General features: G+C 62.0%; 15 protein-coding genes. 6 read left to right on the plus strand and 9 right to left on the minus strand.

The features are described from left to right. Positions 1-5: 5 nt before the first annotated feature. The 3 genes from AC3ISR_RS27240 to AC3ISR_RS27250 are packed head-to-tail and all read left to right on the plus strand — an operon-like array spanning position 6 to position 2,045. Positions 6-674, plus strand: a complete 669-nt coding sequence (locus AC3ISR_RS27240) for an amino acid ABC transporter permease (protein WP_192297939.1) — start codon at positions 6-8, stop codon at positions 672-674. Beyond that, the gene (locus AC3ISR_RS27245) at positions 671-1,321 is read left to right on the plus strand and encodes an amino acid ABC transporter permease (protein WP_192297940.1); all 651 of its coding nucleotides are present in this window, start codon (positions 671-673) and stop codon (positions 1,319-1,321) included. Before AC3ISR_RS27240 ends, AC3ISR_RS27245 begins: the two co-directional genes overlap by 4 nt. After that, positions 1,308-2,045 (plus strand): amino acid ABC transporter ATP-binding protein, encoded by a 738-nt coding sequence (locus AC3ISR_RS27250; protein ID WP_192297941.1) that lies wholly within the window; start codon positions 1,308-1,310, stop codon positions 2,043-2,045. Before AC3ISR_RS27245 ends, AC3ISR_RS27250 begins: the two co-directional genes overlap by 14 nt. On the opposite strand, the gene AC3ISR_RS27255 is transcribed toward AC3ISR_RS27250, so the two are convergent. The 4 genes from AC3ISR_RS27255 to AC3ISR_RS27270 form a co-directional block, all read right to left on the minus strand. Next, on the minus strand, positions 2,017-2,556 hold the full coding sequence (locus AC3ISR_RS27255) for a DUF1120 domain-containing protein (RefSeq protein WP_192297942.1): 540 nt from the start codon (positions 2,554-2,556) through the stop codon (positions 2,017-2,019). The two genes, AC3ISR_RS27250 and AC3ISR_RS27255, sit on opposite strands and share 29 nt — an antisense overlap. After that, positions 2,546-5,035, minus strand: coding sequence for a fimbria/pilus outer membrane usher protein (locus AC3ISR_RS27260; protein ID WP_463983672.1), 2,490 nt, complete (start codon positions 5,033-5,035; stop codon positions 2,546-2,548). Before AC3ISR_RS27260 ends, AC3ISR_RS27255 begins: the two co-directional genes overlap by 11 nt. A gap of 7 nt (positions 5,036-5,042) precedes the next feature. After that, positions 5,043-5,780, minus strand: coding sequence for a fimbria/pilus chaperone family protein (locus tag AC3ISR_RS27265; protein WP_192298240.1), 738 nt, complete (start codon positions 5,778-5,780; stop codon positions 5,043-5,045). An 84-nt stretch (positions 5,781-5,864) separates the two neighbouring features. Then, positions 5,865-6,512 carry a DUF1120 domain-containing protein gene (locus AC3ISR_RS27270; RefSeq protein WP_192297944.1) on the minus strand — a complete coding sequence of 216 codons (648 nt, stop codon included), beginning with the start codon at positions 6,510-6,512 and terminating at the stop codon, positions 5,865-5,867. Between the two features lie 449 nt (positions 6,513-6,961). Between AC3ISR_RS27270 and ppx the strand changes: the two genes are divergently transcribed. Next, a complete protein-coding gene (gene ppx, locus AC3ISR_RS27275; RefSeq protein WP_192297945.1) occupies positions 6,962-8,464 on the plus strand; it encodes an exopolyphosphatase in 1,503 nt (500 codons plus the stop codon). A gap of 136 nt (positions 8,465-8,600) precedes the next feature. Here ppx and ppk1 read toward each other — a convergent pair whose 3' ends face one another. Further along, a complete protein-coding gene (gene ppk1, locus AC3ISR_RS27280) occupies positions 8,601-10,823 on the minus strand; it encodes a polyphosphate kinase 1 (protein WP_192297946.1) in 2,223 nt (740 codons plus the stop codon). A gap of 18 nt (positions 10,824-10,841) precedes the next feature. After that, positions 10,842-11,855 (minus strand): porphobilinogen synthase, encoded by a 1,014-nt coding sequence (gene hemB / locus AC3ISR_RS27285; protein ID WP_192297947.1) that lies wholly within the window; start codon positions 11,853-11,855, stop codon positions 10,842-10,844. Between the two features lie 208 nt (positions 11,856-12,063). Here hemB and AC3ISR_RS27290 point away from each other — a divergent pair, with 208 nt between their 5' ends. Then, positions 12,064-12,699: a DedA family protein gene (locus AC3ISR_RS27290; protein ID WP_192298241.1), complete on the plus strand. Its 636-nt coding sequence runs from the start codon at positions 12,064-12,066 to the stop codon at positions 12,697-12,699. Here the strand turns inward: AC3ISR_RS27290 and AC3ISR_RS27295 are convergent. After that, positions 12,680-13,915, minus strand: a complete 1,236-nt coding sequence (locus tag AC3ISR_RS27295) for a sterol desaturase family protein (protein ID WP_463983673.1) — start codon at positions 13,913-13,915, stop codon at positions 12,680-12,682. The two genes, AC3ISR_RS27290 and AC3ISR_RS27295, sit on opposite strands and share 20 nt — an antisense overlap. A gap of 116 nt (positions 13,916-14,031) precedes the next feature. Between AC3ISR_RS27295 and elbB the strand changes: the two genes are divergently transcribed. Next, positions 14,032-14,697 carry an isoprenoid biosynthesis glyoxalase ElbB gene (elbB, locus tag AC3ISR_RS27300; protein ID WP_463983674.1) on the plus strand — a complete coding sequence of 222 codons (666 nt, stop codon included), beginning with the start codon at positions 14,032-14,034 and terminating at the stop codon, positions 14,695-14,697. A 136-nt stretch (positions 14,698-14,833) separates the two neighbouring features. Here elbB and AC3ISR_RS27305 read toward each other — a convergent pair whose 3' ends face one another. Together AC3ISR_RS27305 and AC3ISR_RS27310 are read right to left on the minus strand one after the other, a co-directional pair. Then, positions 14,834-15,289: a YaiI/YqxD family protein gene (locus tag AC3ISR_RS27305; RefSeq protein ID WP_192297950.1), complete on the minus strand. Its 456-nt coding sequence runs from the start codon at positions 15,287-15,289 to the stop codon at positions 14,834-14,836. A 152-nt stretch (positions 15,290-15,441) separates the two neighbouring features. Next, positions 15,442-17,337: an FTR1 family protein gene (locus AC3ISR_RS27310; protein WP_463983675.1), complete on the minus strand. Its 1,896-nt coding sequence runs from the start codon at positions 17,335-17,337 to the stop codon at positions 15,442-15,444. Positions 17,338-17,522: the final 185 nt, after the last annotated feature.

Here is a 17,522-nt window from a genome sequence, read left to right on the forward strand (position 1 = left end):
GACCCATGGCCTATCAGTTCGACTTTGTGCCCGTGCTGGCCAACACCGACCTGCTGCTGCGTGGCGCGCTGTTCACCTTGGAGTTGACCGCCATTGGCGCGATTCTCGGGGTGGCCCTGGGTACTGCCGGCGCCGTGGTGCGGGCGTGGAAGATCCAGCCGTTCGCCTGGTTCTTCGGCGTGTACGTCGAGTTGATCCGCAACACGCCGTTCCTGGTGCAGCTGTTCTTCATCTTCTTCGGCCTGCCGTCCCTGGGGCTGAAGATCACCGAATGGCAAGCCGCCGTGCTGGCGATGGTGATCAACCTGGGCGCCTACTCCACCGAAATCATCCGCGCCGGCATCCAGGCCGTCCCCCGTGGGCAACTGGAAGCCGCAGCGGCGCTGGCGATGACGCGTTTCGAAGCGTTTCGCCACGTGGTGCTGCTACCGGCACTGGGCAAGGTGTGGCCGGCCCTGAGCAGCCAGATCATCATCGTGATGCTCGGTTCGGCAGTGTGCTCGCAGATCGCCACCGAAGAGTTGAGCTTTGCCGCCAACTTTATCCAATCGCGCAATTTCCGCGCCTTTGAAACCTATGCCCTGACCACCCTGGTGTACCTGTGCATGGCCTTGATGATTCGCCAGTTGCTCAACTGGATCGGCCGCCGGTTTGTGATGAGGAATAGCCGATGAGTGATTTTTCGTTCTGGGACATCGTGCGCAACCTGCTCACCGGCCTGCAATGGACCCTGCTGCTGTCGCTGGTGGCGTTCATCGGCGGCGGCTTGATCGGCTTGCTGGTGATGACCCTGCGCATCAGCAGCAAGGCGTTCCCGCGGAACGTGGCGCGCACCTATATCGAATTGTTCCAGGGCACACCGTTGCTGATGCAACTGTTCCTGGTGTTTTTCGGTATCGCCCTGCTCGGCGTGGATATTTCGCCCTGGCTTGCCGCCGCGATTGCCCTGACCCTGTTCACCAGTGCCTACCTCGCCGAAATCTGGCGCGGCTGCGTCGACTCCATCGCCCACGGGCAATGGGAGGCCTCGGCCAGCCTGGCGCTCAACCCACTGGAGCAACTGCGCTACGTGATCCTGCCCCAGGCCCTGCGAATTGCCGTGGCGCCCACCGTGGGCTTCTCGGTGCAGGTGGTCAAAGGCACCGCCGTGACCTCGATCATCGGCTTCACCGAACTGACCAAGACCGGCGGCATGCTCGCCAACGCCACCTTCGAGCCCTTCATGGTCTACGGCCTGGTGGCCCTTGGTTACTTTTTGCTCTGCTACCCCCTGTCCCTCAGCGCGCGCTACCTGGAAAGGAGACTGCATGCCTCTGCTTAGAATTTCCGCCCTGCATAAGTATTACGGCGATCACCACGTCCTAAAGGGCATCGACCTGACCGTTGAAGAAGGCCAGGTGGTGGCGATCATCGGCCGCAGCGGCTCGGGCAAGTCCACCTTGCTGCGCACTCTCAACGGCCTGGAATCGATCAACGACGGCGTGATCGAAGTCGACGGCGAGTACCTCGACGCCGCTCGCGCCGACCTGCGCAGCCTGCGACAGAAAGTCGGCATGGTGTTCCAGCAATTCAACCTGTTCCCACACCTGACGGTGGGCGAAAACGTGATGCTCGCACCACAGGTGGTGCAGAAAGTGCCCAAGGCCAAGGCCGCGCAACTGGCCAGGCAGATGCTGGAACGCGTCGGGCTCGGCGAAAAATTCGATGCCTTCCCTGATCGCTTGTCCGGCGGCCAGCAACAACGCGTGGCGATTGCCCGTGCGCTGGCCATGTCGCCGAAAGTCTTGCTGTGCGACGAAATCACCTCGGCCCTGGACCCGGAGTTGGTCAACGAAGTGCTCAGCGTGGTGCGCCAGCTGGCCAAGGACGGCATGACCCTGATCATGGTGACCCACGAAATGCGCTTCGCCCGCGAAGTCGGCGACAAGCTGGTGTTCATGCACCAGGGCAAGGTGCATGAAGTGGGCGACCCCAAGGTGCTGTTCGCCAACCCGCAGACCACTGAACTCGCCAACTTCATTGGCTCGGTGGAGCAGGCAGGCTGATCAGCTCAAGGCTGCCGCGTCCTTCCAGGCGCGCCTCGTTGCGCACCTCCAGGGCATCGGCTGGCAGGTCGGTGTCGATGTCGACTTGAGCGGTCAGCCTTCGCCCTGCCACCCGCATCCCCGCCACTCGCACCTCCAGGGTCTGGCCAGGCAGCAATTGCCCATCCGCCGACTCGTCGGGCCGTTGCATCGCCGCCCACTCGACCGCGCGGCCGTCCACCCGCGCGTGCTTGAGGCTCAGGCGAAAGCGCCCTGGGCGACCAAACTGAAACCCCTGGCCATCGGCAGCCGCGCCGGTAAAGCGCAACGCCATTGCCGAGGGCTCGGCACACAGCACAGTCAGATGCAGCGAGCGAGTCGGCAGTGCCATGGAGGCGCCTGTCACCGGCCCGGCCCGGCGAATGGCACCGTAGTCGATATGAGCCTGGCTCAACGACAAGCGGCAGTTTTCGGCCCACGCTCCCGGAGCGATCAGTAACGCGCAAAGCAGCATTGCCCACTTAAAGAGCATGGCACACCGCCGATGCAGTTTCGTAGAACTTGTCATTATCCGGCTTGGCCTCGGCGTCGAAACGCAGTGAGCAGGTGGAGGAGTCCGGCAGTGATACCCGCAGGTCTTGCGACTCATTGACATCATTCAGAAAAACCATGCCTTCACCCGCCACGCTGGTAAGGAAGCGGTTGCCCTTGCCGAGTACCGCAGCCCCCTGGGGCAGTGGTCGGCCTTGCGCATCACTGGCGTTGAGCAACACGCGACGGACTTTCACCACATCGAAATCCACGGTATTGACGGAACCACGGCCAGCGGCAAGCACCTGGGTGCCGTTCTTCAAGTCGACGCGCTTGGGCAGCGAGCGGGTCTGCACTTCGACGCGGCTGTTGGTATACGCCGGCAAGCCGGCGATCACCGCGTGCCCACGGTAGTCGGTCCACACCGGGCCTTGCGGGGTTTCGATCCGGGCCGAGCCGATGTCGCCCACGGAAACGATGCCAAACGTGTCCTGTACGGCGTAGGGCGAAAAGGTCACGCCGCGCTCGTGTGCCACGATCCCGCCCTGCAACTGTCCCGAGTAGCTGGTGCCCAGCGGGTCGCGACTGACCCCCAGGCCGACCCGCGTATAGCGCGGCAGCAGGTCGACATGAGCGCGAGTCGATTGCTCCCCAGCCTTGAGGTCTCGCTCGACGCCCACCTCGTAGTTCACGTACTCGTTGACCCGCTCGTTCAGCGCAGTGCCGGCGCCGAACTGATCCCCACGGCGGCTGGCATAGCTGTTCAGGCGACGATCAGCGCCCAGGGGCACGCTGACTTGCAGGCGTACCGCCAGGTCATTGTCCTGGGGCGCGTTGCGGCGGTTGCCGTCGGGCGTGGAATCACGCGTGCCGCCTACCTGCGAATCGGCAATCAACGCGACATCCACGTGATTGAACGACTTGTTCCACGAAGCGAACACCTGCTCGGCGGTCCGCCCGTCGAATTGCGCACTGCGGGTATATCCCAGGGAGAACACGCCCAGCGAGGGATCGACCCAGCTCATGCCCGCCGTATATTGGTTCTTGAACCGCGTACCCAGCTCATCGGCCGTCCATGACCGGCCCGCTTCGAGCACCTCCCGATAACCACGGGTCTGGCGGGTGGCGCTGAGGTTGGCTTGCACATTGGCGGAAACGGGGCTGCTCACCGACACGGTACTGCGCGAACCGGACACTGCGTTGCGGCTGTCCCGGGAAAGGTTGTGGCGCGCGCCCACTGCAACCCGCTGGAAAAACACGTTGCTCAAACTGCCTCCCGCCGACCAGTAGTCTTCGGCGCCCAACACGCCAAGCCCCATGGACGCATCGCGCCCAAGCCCCCAGGTGCCGCTGCCCATGGCAACCATCGGTGACGCCGCCCCTTCGCCAGTGCTTTCACGCGCCTTCCCCACCGAGAAGTAGTAGCCGGGGGCAGCCGCAGCGCCGCCGAACGACGCGGCCGGTACAACAAAGCTGCGCTTGGCGCCCCGCACATCGATCACGCTGACTTCAAGGTCACTGGTGCCATTGAGCAGGGGCAACCCCGTCAGACGAAACGGCCCCTCGGGCACCAGCGTGTTGTGGATCAGCACACCGGATTGACGCACCTCGATCCGCGACTGGCTATGGGCAAGCCCCTCGACCACCGCGTTATGACTGCCTGCCGGCACCCGCGACTGGCCATCGGGGGAAAACTGCAAACCCGACAACTGCACACCGCCAAACAGCGGGTTGTTGCTGGAGATCTGGCCCAGTTGAAAGGTCGACTGCAACGCCGCGATGTCCCGCTGGGCATAGGCGTACAGATGCTCGGTGCGGACCTTGCCGTTATCCGACACGTAGAACTGGCGGCTGCGAACGATCCAGTCCTCCCAGTTGAAGCCCGCCTCCGTATAGGCCGACACGAACCGGCTGGGCCCACTGCGCGAGCGGCTGTCAAAACCCAGCAGGTCATAATTGAACAATGCCGCCCCTCCGCCTTGGGAAAATTGTCCGGCTTCCCATTGGGGCTCGCGCAATGACTGGGTGGGCACCACCAACGCGACTTCGTCGATGCCGGGGCGCAGCCTCACCATCGTCGTCGGGAACTCACCGAGGAAGTCATGACAGGCCTCGCCCGGTGCCGCGCCCTCGCCAATGACCGTATCGGGTTTGACCAACCCGGCCTTTTCCAGCAAGCCAGGGGTAAAACACAATCGGCCTTGTGCGTCGAAACGGGCATCCACCAGCCCGAGCGGGTTTCCATTGACCCGCAAACCGACCACATGGACGCCCTCGCGAAAACGCGCGGCGCTGCGAAAATAATCGGAGACCTTCGGGTCAATGCCAAAGGTGGTAAGCGCCGCCAGGTCGAAACCCTCGCCCAACTCGAGGGCCGATACCAGGGCCGGCAAGCTCCAGAGCGTGGCAACCCCCACGAACAGTGACGGCCGGCGCGACCTGGAAGAAGCCGTAATGGGGACACTCGACAGGTTTGTCATGGGCTGATCAACCCTCGCCCTGGGTGATCGGCGCCTGGTAACTGTCTACCGAGAAACCGTAGACCGTGGCCGGCTGGATCTCGACCGTGACTGAGCCCGCCATGGGCCCGTCGGCCTTCGCGGTCAGCGTTTCACCCGGCAAGAGGTAGGCACGCGGCAACGTGGCCGGGACGCCCTGCGGCAACAAACGCACGTCTGGCGCCAGGCGTACGACATACGCGCTGTCGTTATGCACCGTGAGCTGCTCACCGGCCCGCCGCCACACCAGCAGTTCCCAGGGTGTGTGATGCCAAGGCAGGCCCCGCGGGTGAAGGATCAGCGGTAAATTCTGGCGCAGGGTGATACCGATGGTCGCAGCGCCGGCGGCACGTGCCTGGGGAATCCCCTCGAAGGACACACGCTTGAGCCGCTGGGTCTTCAGCGGTTCCGTCGATGTGCCGATAAAACGCACCAGTTGCGTATCGCCCGCCTCCACCCGTGTGATCGGCGGCGTGACAATCAGTAGCGGGGCCTGGTCCTCGGGCACATTTTCCACGACGGAATGCAGCAGCGCCGGGCCCGCGTCCGTGTTCTTGACATTGAGTGTGGCTTCACCCGCTTCTTCATACAGCACGACCACAGTAGTTTCCGGCTGCATGCCGTCCGCTGCCGCAACATTGGTTAAAAGAATAAATAAACTTGCCACCTGTAACAGCACACTGTTTATTACTGAAGAACCACGCACGCAGTATTCCCCGCAATCCATGAAGTAACGGTTGATAGCCAAGCGCCCACGTAAAACAGCCGACAAGAAGTAGTTACACTTCTTGAACGGCTGTATTGTCGTCGTTTAGATGTAACTCAATACCAGCGTGGCTCGCCCATCAATGGAGACGTCGCGGCTCAGGTCCAGGTCCTGGGCTTTATTGATGACGGCCTTCACTGCAATGGTCCCTGTCAGTTGGGTGATGGAGGCAGGTGTAATCGTCGAACCGTTGCGCCAGGAGTACTGGCTGGGTGACTGCGCAACCTTGCCATCACTGCTCTGCCAAGCTCCGCCACCGGAGCGCATGATCGGATACAGCGTTACGCCGGAAGACCGCAGATCCTTGAGCGTGATCGAATAGCCGCCGGTTCTGCGGTTTCCTGCCAGGCCCAAGCCATAGTTCTGCGCCTCGGTAAAGCCGGCACCCAGGATACCCGTCACCTTGCTGCCCGCTTGCAGGTCGGTGAAGGTGATGCCGAACTTCGCTGGCGTAGAACCGCAGTTGACGACCAGGGAAGTGGTCCTCTCCTCGCGCGGGTTGAATGCTGTCTGGGACAGTTCACCGGAACGGATCACGCCGTAATCGACAACGCCACTGCCCGCCAGGCTGAGGTTGCAGGCGGCAGGTGTAATTGAGCCCCTGACCACCAACTGAGCGCTGGTGGTTGCCTGGGCGCTAAGCGTTGCTGCCAGGCAAGCGATACCAAGCGTCAATCCAATAATTTTCTTCATAGTCGACCCGTCACTTAGAGTTATCAGGCGTATTTATTTTTATCCTGGAAATATAAATCCATAAATAAATAACACCACGGCGAAATTGCCGGGTGACAGTCTGTCGCTTTGGTACTCCATTAAAGAATAAGACAACACATCAGTTAGCGTAGGACCCGTAAAAGACAAGTTGTGCAAAGAGCCCGCCTCAGCGGTAGGCGTAGAACAATAAAACAAAAAGAACATCGACCAACCACTGTAGGAGAAGTCATAAGAAGTTCTACAACAGTCCCCGGTTAACAACTCCTACATATCCGTCATCCACCTCGACATAAGCCCGTAAAGACAACCTATATTTTCTGCAAAAAAGCTCCACAAGCGGCCTCAGCGAAATTCCCGAAGCACTACGCGTTGGCTCCAGCGGTCGATCGTGGCACGATGGCTAGGTTATCGACCGAGACCCCCAAACCATGCCGCAATCCCAAGCCAAGAATCTGTCCCTGATCGCCGCCATCGACCTGGGCTCCAACAGCTTTCACATGGTCGTGGCCAAGGCCCAGAACGGTGAGATCCGCATCCTTGAGCGGCTCGGCGAGAAAGTACAACTGGCAGCCGGGATCGATGATGAGCGTCAGCTCAACGAAGAATCCATGCAACGCGGCCTCGATTGCCTCAAGCGTTTCGCCCAGTTGATCAACGGTATGCCGTTGGGCGCCGTGCGTATCGTCGGCACCAATGCTCTGCGTGAAGCGCGCAACCGTGGCGAATTCATCCGCCGCGCCGAAGAGATCCTCGGGCACCCGGTGGAAGTCATCTCCGGCCGTGAGGAAGCACGCCTGATCTACCTCGGTGTATCCCACACCCTGGCCGACACCCCCGGCAAACGCCTGGTCGCCGACATCGGCGGGGGCAGTACCGAATTCATCATCGGCCAACGATTCGAGCCATTGTTGCGCGAAAGCCTGCAGATGGGCTGCGTCAGCTACACCCAGCGCTATTTCAAGGACGGCAAGATCACCCCGGCACGCTACGCCCAGGCCTACACGGCGGCGCGGCTGGAGATCATGAGCATCGAGCACGCCCTGCACCGCCTGACCTGGGACGAAGCCATCGGCTCCTCCGGCACCATCCGCGCCATCGGCCTGGCCCTGAAAGCCGGCGGCCATGGCACCGGCGAGGTGAATGCCGAAGGCCTGGCGTGGCTCAAGCGCAAGCTGTTCAAGCTGGGTGACGCGGAAAAAATCGACTTTGACGGCATCAAGCCCGACCGTCGCACCATCTTTCCGGCGGGCCTGGCGATTCTCGAGGCGATCTTCGACGCCCTCGAACTACAACGCATGGACCACTGCGACGGAGCCCTGCGTGAAGGCGTGCTCTACGACCTGCTGGGCCGCCATCACCACGAAGACGTGCGTGAGCGCACCCTCGGCTCGCTGATGGAGCGCTATCACGTCGACATGGAACAAGCGGTGCGCGTGGAGCGCAAAGCCCTGCACGCCTTCGACCAGGTCGCGGCCGACTGGGACCTGGAAGACGGCGTCTGGCGTGAGCTGCTGGGTTGGGCGGCCAAGGTGCATGAAGTGGGCCTGGACATCGCCCACTATCATTACCACAAGCACGGCGCCTACCTGATCGAGCACTCCGACCTCGCCGGGTTCTCCCGCGAAGACCAACAGATGCTCGCCCTGCTGGTGCGCGGCCACCGCCGCAACATCCCCAAGGACAAGTTCGCCGAGTTCGGCGACGACGGCATCAAGCTGATCCGCCTGTGCGTGCTGCTGCGTTTTGCGATCCTGTTCCATCACATCCGTGGTACCCAGGAAATGCCCCAGGTGACCTTGCGCGCCGACGGCGAGAGCCTGGACGTGGTGTTCCCGAAAGGCTGGCTGGATGAAAACCAACTGACCCAGGCGGATTTTGCGCAAGAAGCGGAATGGTTGACGCGAGTGGGGTTCACGCTGAACGTGCGCTGAGGCGCTCTAAAGAACACTGCAAAAACAAATGTGGGAGCGGGCTTGCCCGCGATGACGGAGTGTCAGTCAATGCATCTTTGACTGACCTACCGCTATCGCGGGCAAGCCCGCTCCCACATTAGGTTTGTCGCAGGTTTCAGCTCACCGCCAGGATCGGGCTACCCAACCGCTCCAACAACGTCGCCTGCGCACTGCGCGGGTTCTGGTTGCCGGTTGGCGTGTTGCGCACGTAGCGCCCGTCCGATTGCAGGCTCCAGCTGTGGGTGTTGTCGGTCAGGTAGCTTTCCAGCTCCTTCTTGACGCGCATGATCAGCTTCTTGCCTTCCACCGGGAAGCAAGTCTCCACACGCTTGTCGAGGTTGCGCTCCATCCAGTCGGCGCTGGAGAGGAACATCTGCTCTTCGCCGCCATTGAGGAAATAGAACACCCGCGTGTGTTCCAGGAAGCGGCCGATGATCGAGCGCACGTGGATGTTGTGCGATACGCCGACAATCCCCGGACGCAGGCAGCACATGCCGCGCACCACTAGGTCGATGCGTACGCCGGACTGGCTGGCCTTGTACAGCGCGCGGATGATCTTCGGATCGGTCAGCGAGTTGAACTTGGCAATGATGTGCGCCGGCTTGCCGTCGAGGGCGAACTGGGTTTCGCGGGCAATCATGTCGAGCATGCCCTTCTTGAGGGTGAACGGCGCATGCAGCAGCTTTTTCATGCGCAGCGTCTTACCCATACCGATCAACTGGCTGAACAACTTGCCGACGTCTTCGCACAGAGCGTCGTCGGAAGTCAGCAGGCTGTAGTCGGTGTAGAGCTTGGCGTTGCCGGCGTGGTAGTTGCCGGTGCCCAAGTGGGCGTAGCGCACAATCTCACCCGCTTCGCGGCGCAGGATCAGCATCATCTTGGCGTGGGTCTTGAAGCCGACCACGCCGTAGATCACCACCGCACCGGCCGCTTGCAGGCGGCTGGCCAGTTGCAGGTTGGACTCTTCGTCGAAGCGCGCCCGCAACTCGATCACCGCGGTGACTTCCTTGCCGTTGCGCGCAGCGTCGACCAGGGCGTCAACGATTTCCGAGTTGGCACCGGAGCGGTACAGGGTCTGGCGTACGGCCAGAACGTGCGGGTCCTTGGCGGCCTGGCGCAGCAGGTCGACCACCGGGGTGAACGACTCGAACGGGTGCAGCAACAGGATGTCCTGCTTGCTCACCACGCTGAAAATGTTCTCGCTGTTTTGCAGCAGTTTCGGGATCTGCGGGGTGAACGGGGTGTATTGCAGTTCCGGATGACTGTCCAGGCCGGTAATGCTGAACAGGCGCGTCAGGTTCACCGGACCGTTGACCTGATACAGCTCGGTCTCGCCCAGATTGAACTGCTTGAGCAGGTAATCCGACAGATGTTTCGGGCAGGTGTCGGCCACTTCCAGGCGTACCGCATCACCATAGCGCCGCGAGAACAGCTCGCCGCGCAGGGCACGGGCCAAGTCTTCGACGTCTTCGGAGTCCAGCGCCAGGTCGGCGTTGCGGGTCAGGCGGAACTGGTAGCAGCCTTTGACCTTCATGCCCTGGAACAAGTCATCGGCATGGGCATGGATCATCGACGACAGGAATACATAGTTATCGCCAGCGCCCCCCACCTCTTCCGGTACTTTGATGATCCGTGGCAGCAAGCGCGGCGCCGGGATGATCGCCAGGCCCGAATCGCGACCGAAGGCGTCGATGCCTTCCAGCTCGACGATGAAGTTGAGGCTCTTGTTCACCAGCAACGGGAACGGGTGCGTCGGGTCGAGACCGATCGGGGTGATGATCGGCGCGATTTCGTCACGGAAGTAACGGCGCACCCAGGTCTTGATCTTGGTGGTCCAGTGGCGGCGACGGATGAAGCGGACCTGATGTTTCTCCAGTTCCGGCAGCAGGATGTCGTTGAGGATCGCGTACTGGCGGTCCACGTGGCCATGCACCAGCTCGCTGATGCGCGCCAGCGCTTGATGCGGTTGCAAGCCGTCGGCGCCGGCTTGTTCACGGGCGAAGGTGATCTGCTTCTTGAGGCCGGCGACGCGGATTTCGAAGAACTCGTCCAGGTTGCTGGAGAAGATCAGCAGGAACTTCAGGCGTTCCAGCAACGGGTAGGACTCATCCAGCGCCTGTTCCAGCACGCGGATGTTGAATTGCAGTTGTGACAGCTCGCGATGGATGTACAGGCTGCTGTCATCCAGGTTGGTCACCACCGCCACAGGCGCCGGGGCCGGTGTTTCGACCACCACGACAGGTGGGGCCGGCTCCAGCTCCGGCGGGGTCTCGGTGACGGGTTCAACCACCGGGTGAGCGTCTTTTACGGCAACTTCTGTGAGTCCTTCGGTATTCATCAAGTGTTCCTGTGAGGGCTATTGTTGCTCTCTAAGCAATTGGGCAGCGCGGGCGGCGAAGTAAGTCAGGATGCCATCAGCGCCGGCACGTTTAAAGGCAGTCAGGGATTCAAGGATCACCCCTTCACTCAACCAACCATTCTGGATCGCGGCCATGTGCATGGCGTATTCACCGCTGACCTGATAGACAAAGGTCGGCACTTTGAATTCCTCTTTGACCCGGTAAAGGATGTCCAGGTACGGCATCCCGGGTTTGACCATCACCATGTCGGCGCCTTCGGCCAGGTCGGCCGCCACTTCGTGCAGGGCTTCGTGGCTGTTGGCCGGGTCCATCTGGTACGAGGCCTTATTGGCCTTGCCCAGGTTCAGTGCCGAACCCACCGCATCGCGGAACGGGCCGTAATAGGCGCTGGCGTACTTGGCCGAGTAGGCCATGATCCGCACATTGACGTGACCGGCCAGCTCCAGGGCTTCGCGGATCGCCTGGATGCGGCCGTCCATCATGTCCGACGGTGCAACCACCTGGGCACCGGCTGCGGCATGGGACAAGGCTTGCTTGACCAGCGCATCGACGGTGATGTCATTCTGAACATAGCCGTCTTCGTCCAGAATGCCATCCTGGCCGTGGGTGGTGAACGGGTCCAGGGCAACATCGGTGATCACGCCCAGCTCCGGGAAACGCTCGCGCAGGGCGCGGGTGGCGCGCTGGGCGATGCCCTGCGGGTTCCAGGCTTCGGCCGCGTCGAGGGATTTGAGCCCCGCCGGTGTGACCGGGAACAACGCCACCGCCGGAATCCCCAGCTCGACCCAACCCGCCGCCTCGATCAGCAACTGATCAATGGTCAAGCGCTCCACACCCGGCATCGACGCCACTGCTTCGCGCCGATTCTCGCCGTCGAGCACAAACACCGGCAGGATCAGATCATTCGTCGTCAGCACGTTTTCACGGACCAGACGGCGAGAAAAATCATCACGACGATTGCGACGCAGGCGGGTGGCGGGGAACAGGCGATTGGCAGGGGTAAAGCTCACGACAGACTCCTGAGCCCGCGTTTACGGGCGAGCGTTGCAGTTATAAGCGGGCATTATGACGAATGAATGACAGTTGTGCTTAACGGTGCGACCTGTAGCCGCATTCGTCATTTATGTAGGAATTGTTCACTTCAAGACACATCTCGATACTTTCATGAATGTTCACGAAGGCGTAGGCTGCGCGTTCATTTCGCCAGCACCCCAGACCATGCTTCAACAATTCCTGCATGACTTCGGCTACTTTGCGCTCTTCCTGGGCACCTTCTTTGAAGGTGAGACCATCCTTGTGCTCGCAGGCTTCCTGGCGTTCCGTGGGTACATGGACATCAATCTGGTGGTGGTCGTTGCCTTCTTCGGCAGCTATGCCGGCGACCAGTTGTGGTACTTCCTGGGGCGCAAGCACGGCCGCAAGCTGTTGGCGCGCAAGCCGCGCTGGCAATTGATGGGCGACAAAGCCCTGGAGCATATCCGCAAGCACCCGGACATCTGGGTACTGAGCTTCCGCTTCGTCTACGGCTTGCGCACGGTGATGCCCGTGGCGATCGGCCTTTCCGGTTATCCGCCGGTGCGCTACCTGATCCTCAACGGCATTGGCGCGGCGATCTGGGCGGCAGCGCTGGGCGCAGCGGCGTATCACTTCGGCGCGGTGCTCGAAGGCATGCTCGGCAGCGTCAAGAAGTACGAGCTGTGGGTGCTGGGCGCGCTGCTGGTGCTGGGCTTTGGCCTGTGGCTGCGCCGCCGGATCAAGAACGCGCGCATCGCCCGTCAAGCCTGCGCCGACGCCAAGGCCCGGCTCGCGGCCGAGCCGGCGGCGGTCGAGGCGCCTAAGACACCAGTCGAGTAAGCCGGCTTCTGCAACAGTAGAGGCCGATCACGCTAAGCAGGCTGTAACTCGCCAGGCCCAGCCAGCCCAGGTTGCTGGCCGGCCACAGCCCGACCTGCGGCGCCAGCCACACCAGCGGCACATTCAGCGCCAGCCGCGTCAGCTCGGCCTTCAGCGCCCACGGCCGGTCCTCCAGGGCCACGCCCAGGGTAAACAATCCCAGTGCCATGGCACTCCAGCCCAGAATCAACGCGGCGGTCGGCAGGCCTTCACCGAAATTCATCAGATAGCTGCCAAACCCCACATACGCGGCAAATTGCAGGGCGATGTACACCTGTTGGCGCACATCCAGCGGCACCTCGAATTTGCGGAACTGACTCAAGTCGTGCTTGGCCAACGGGTACCTGGCTTTCACGTCCGCCGGGCGCCAGCCGGTGCGCATGAACCAGATGCGCAATTTGTCCCACCACTTCTCGGTGCGCCGCGCATCACTCCACAGTTGGGCATAAAACTGCAGGTTGGCCCACAGCGGGTTCCAGCTGGCCAGGGGCGTGGTCACGCCGAAAATCACCGGTTCGTTGTCGTCTTCTTCCTGGAAGGTGCCGAACAGCCGGTCCCAAATAATGAACACACCGCCGTAGTTGCGATCCATGTAGAGAGCGTTTTGTGCATGGTGCGCCCGATGATTGGACGGTGTGACGAAGAACCATTCGAACCAGCCAAGTTTGGGCACGTGGCGGGTATGCACCCAGAATTGGTACAGCAGGTTGAGCGACGCCACGCTGATAAACACCACCAGCGGCACGCCGACCACCGCCAGCGGCAGGTAGAAGATCCAGCTCAGCAGGAAACCGGTGCTGGTCTGGCGCAGGGCGGTGCTGAGGTTGTAGTCCTCACTCTGATGGTGCACCGAATGCGCGGCCCACAAAATATTGCGCTCGTGACCCATGCGGTGCAGCCAGTAGTAGCAGAAGTCGTAGAACACGAAAGCGAATACCCAGGTCCAGGGGTTCTGGGCAGGCAATTCAAGCAGCGCCAAGTGTTTGAGGGCAAACGCGTAGGTGAGCAGCCCCACGCCTTTGGTCAGCAAGCCCGTGGTGGTGGAAAGCACGCCGGTGCTGAGGCTGTTGATGGCGTCTGCCACCCGGTAATTGCGCGCGCCGCGCCAGCGGTCGGCAAGCAGCTCTACCACGATCAAGGCGATGAAAAACGGTACCGCGTAAGGCACGAAGTCCATGGGCTAGTCCGGTCTATTTTTGTTACATCTAGAGTAGGTGTAGCGCCGCGAGAGCCCATTGGCAACAGGTGACAAATTAGTAGACATTTAACGCCAAGACCCCAGGAGAAATGCCCATGAGCAAAAAGATTGCAGTGATCCTTTCCGGCTGCGGCGTGTACGACGGCGCCGAGATCCACGAAAGCGTGATCACCCTGCTGCGTCTGGACCAGCGCGGCGCTCAGGTCCAATGCTTTGCCCCGGACATTGCGCAACTGCACGTGATCAACCACCTCACCGGCGAAGAAATGCCCGAGTCGCGCAATGTACTGGTGGAGTCGGCACGTATCGCTCGCGGTGAAGTGAAGGACATTGGCGAGGCCAACGCCGCCGACTTCGACGCGCTGATCGTGCCCGGAGGGTTTGGGGCGGCGAAGAACCTGTCGAACTTTGCCGTGGAAGGCGCCGGTTGCAGCGTCAACCCGCAGGTACTGGCGTTGGCCGAAGCCTTTGCCGAAGCGGGCAAGCCGGTAGGGCTGATCTGCATCTCCCCGGCCCTGGCCGCGAAGATCTACGGCCCCGGCGTGACCTGCACCATCGGCAATTGCGTTGACACGGCAGCGGCCCTGGACAAGATGGGCGCCACCCACCAGGAATGCGCGGTGGACGACATCGTCGAGGACACGGCGCGCAGACTGGTGAGCACACCGGCCTATATGGTGGGCAAAAGCATCAGCGAGGTGGCGTCAGGCATCAACAAGCTGGTGGACCGCGTGCTCGAACTGACCCACGAAAACGCCTGACCCTGTAGTGAGCGGGCTTGCCCCGCGCCGGGGGGCGAAGCCGCCCTAAAACCAGGCACCTCGGTCTCCCTGAAACACCGCAGCGCTCTATTGGGGCGGCTTCGCCCCCCAGCGCGGGGCAAGCCCGCTCACTACATCAGGGTTGGCGCATCAGGCGCGTGAGGATTCGGTCCAGGGCATTGGCAAACGCCTGCTTGTCCTTCTCGCCATGGGGCGGCGGGCCACCGCCCATGTGGCCTTGTTCGCGCAGATCGGTGAACAGGTTGCGCACCGCCAGGCGTTCACTCATGTTCGCCGGGCTGAACTCCTTGCCCCGCGGGTCGAGGGCCGTAACGCCCTTCTTCACCAAACGATCCGCCAGGGGCACGTCGCTGCAGATCACCAAGTCGCCGGGCACCGCGTGCTCCACCAGATAATCATCCGCCGCGTCAGGGCCGCTAGGTACCACGATCAGCTTCACGCAGGCAAAGCTCGGCTTGATCTGGCTTTGTCCGGCCACCAGTACCACCTCGAACTGACGCTTGAGGGCGAACTTGACCACCTGATCCTTGGCTGCCCGAGGGCAGGCGTCGGCATCGATCCATACGCGCATAAACACTCCTCATATCCACAACACAGTTCAACATGTGGGAGCGGGCTTGTGTGGGAGCGGGCTTGCTCGCGAAAGCGGTGGGTCAGCAATATATAGGCAAGCTGATACACCGCATTCGCGAGCAAGCCCGCTCCCACACTGACTGTGCCCGCTTAAGCAGTGGCGTGGCGCTTCTCAGCCAACCGACTGCGGCCATACAACACCACAATCGCCAGGATCGCCACCGCCTGCGCACTCAACGAGTACGCATCGGCATGAATCCCTAGCCAGTCAAAGTCAAAAAATGCCACCGGCCGCGTACCGAAGATGCCGGCTTCTTGCAGCGCCTTCACGCCATGCCCGGCAAACACCACCGACAACGCACACAGCAGCGCTGCGTTGATGCCGAAGAACAGTGCCAATGGCAGCTTCGCCGAACCGCGCAGGATCACCCACGCCAGGCCCACCAACAGCACCAGCGCCGTGGCGCCGCCGGCCAGCACCGCGTTGTGCCCCGCCGGACCGGCTTGCAGCCACAGGGTTTCGTAGAACAGGATCACTTCGAACAGCTCGCGGTACACCGAGAAGAACGCCAGCATCGCAAAACCAAAGCGCCCGCCGCCGCCAACCAGGCTGCTCTTGATGTAGTCCTGCCAGGCGGCGGCGTGACGACGGTCGTGCATCCACACGCCGAGCCACAGCACCATCACACTGGCGAACAGCGCCGTGCAGCCTTCAAGCAGTTCGCGCTGGGCGCCGCTGACGTCAATCACATACGCCGCCAGCGCCCAGGTCGCCAGCCCGGCCAACAGCGCCAGGCCCCAGCCGACGTTGACGCTGCGCACCGCCGACTGCTGGCCGGTGTTGCGCAGGAACGCGAGGATTGCCGCCAGCACCAGGATCGCTTCCAGGCCTTCGCGCAGCAGGATCAGCAAGCCGGAGATGTAGCTCAACGACCAACTCAGGCCATCGCTGCCGAGCAAGCCGGCGGATTGCGTGAGCTTGCCCTTGGCCACGTCCAGGCGCTGTTGCACCTGCTCGATCGGCAACCCGTCCTGCAACGACTGCCGATAGGCCATCAGGGCTTTCTCAGTGTCCTTGCGCACGTTGGCGTCGACGTTGTCCAGCGAGCTTTCCACCAGCTCGAAGCCTTCCAGGTAGGCGGCGACGGACAGGTCGTAAGCCTGCTCGTGGTCGCCATTGCGGAACGCGGCGAGACTCTTGTCCAGAGTGCTGGCGGTGTAATCCAGCAACTGCGCCGGGCCACGCTTGACCTGCGGCGGTTGAGCACGCTGGGCGCGGAAGGTCGCGGCGGCGCTTGGGCCGCTGGCAGCCAGCACTTCATTTGGGGTCTGGCGGGCCAGGTCGGCGAGGTTGAACGGTTGTTCGCTCTTCGCGGCAGCCGGGTCGGCGGTGAAACCGGCGATGTAGGTGGCCAGGTCCCAGCGCTGACGGTCGTCCAATTGATCGGCGAAAGACGGCATGTCCGTGCCTTCGACGCCCAGGCCGAGGGTGTTGTAGATCGCGTAGAGGCTCAGGCGATCCAGGCGCGTGGTGTCCGTCAGATTGGCAGGCGGCGGCATCATGCCCATGCCCGCCGGGCCATCACCGGCCCCGGCAGCACCGTGGCACACCGAGCAATGCTGGGCGTAGAGCGGCGCGCCACGCGTCGGGTCAGGGGTGATCGCCGGAGCCTGGCTGACTTCATACGCCACCGCCAGTTGGGCGCCCAATTGCCGGGCCTGGCGAGCCACGGTTGCGCCCTCGGCGTGAGCGGTCACGGCCGCCAGCAACTCATCGACGCCCTTTATCAAGTCGGCCCGCTCGGGCTTCGCCGGCAACTGCGCCACCAACCCCTGCAACACCCCGAGGAATTCCACCTGCTCACGGTATTCGGATTCATCGATGACCTTGCCCGCTTCCACGGTGGGAGGGTAGTCGGCGCCAATGTAGTCCAGCAAATGCAGGGCCTGTGGGGCGCCTTCGGCAGTCGCGGCCAGTAGATTGAAGCTGCACGACATCAGCGCCGGTAGCATCAGCCAGGCGAGAAAACGGAAGGGGGCAGTCATGAATGAATCTCAAAGGGAAATACGAAGTAACACATTGTTGAGGTTTAACGGCTTTGACTCAAGGCGTTAGTGAATGGGCGTTTGCAAAACCCTTGAACCGATGATGGCACTTACCACCATAAACCGAGCAAAAAGCCATTGTTTTGCCACTGATGGCGCCTATAATGCCGCGCCCTGTTATCGCG

The sequence above is a fragment of the Pseudomonas sp. GL_117 genome (assembly GCF_057835125.1).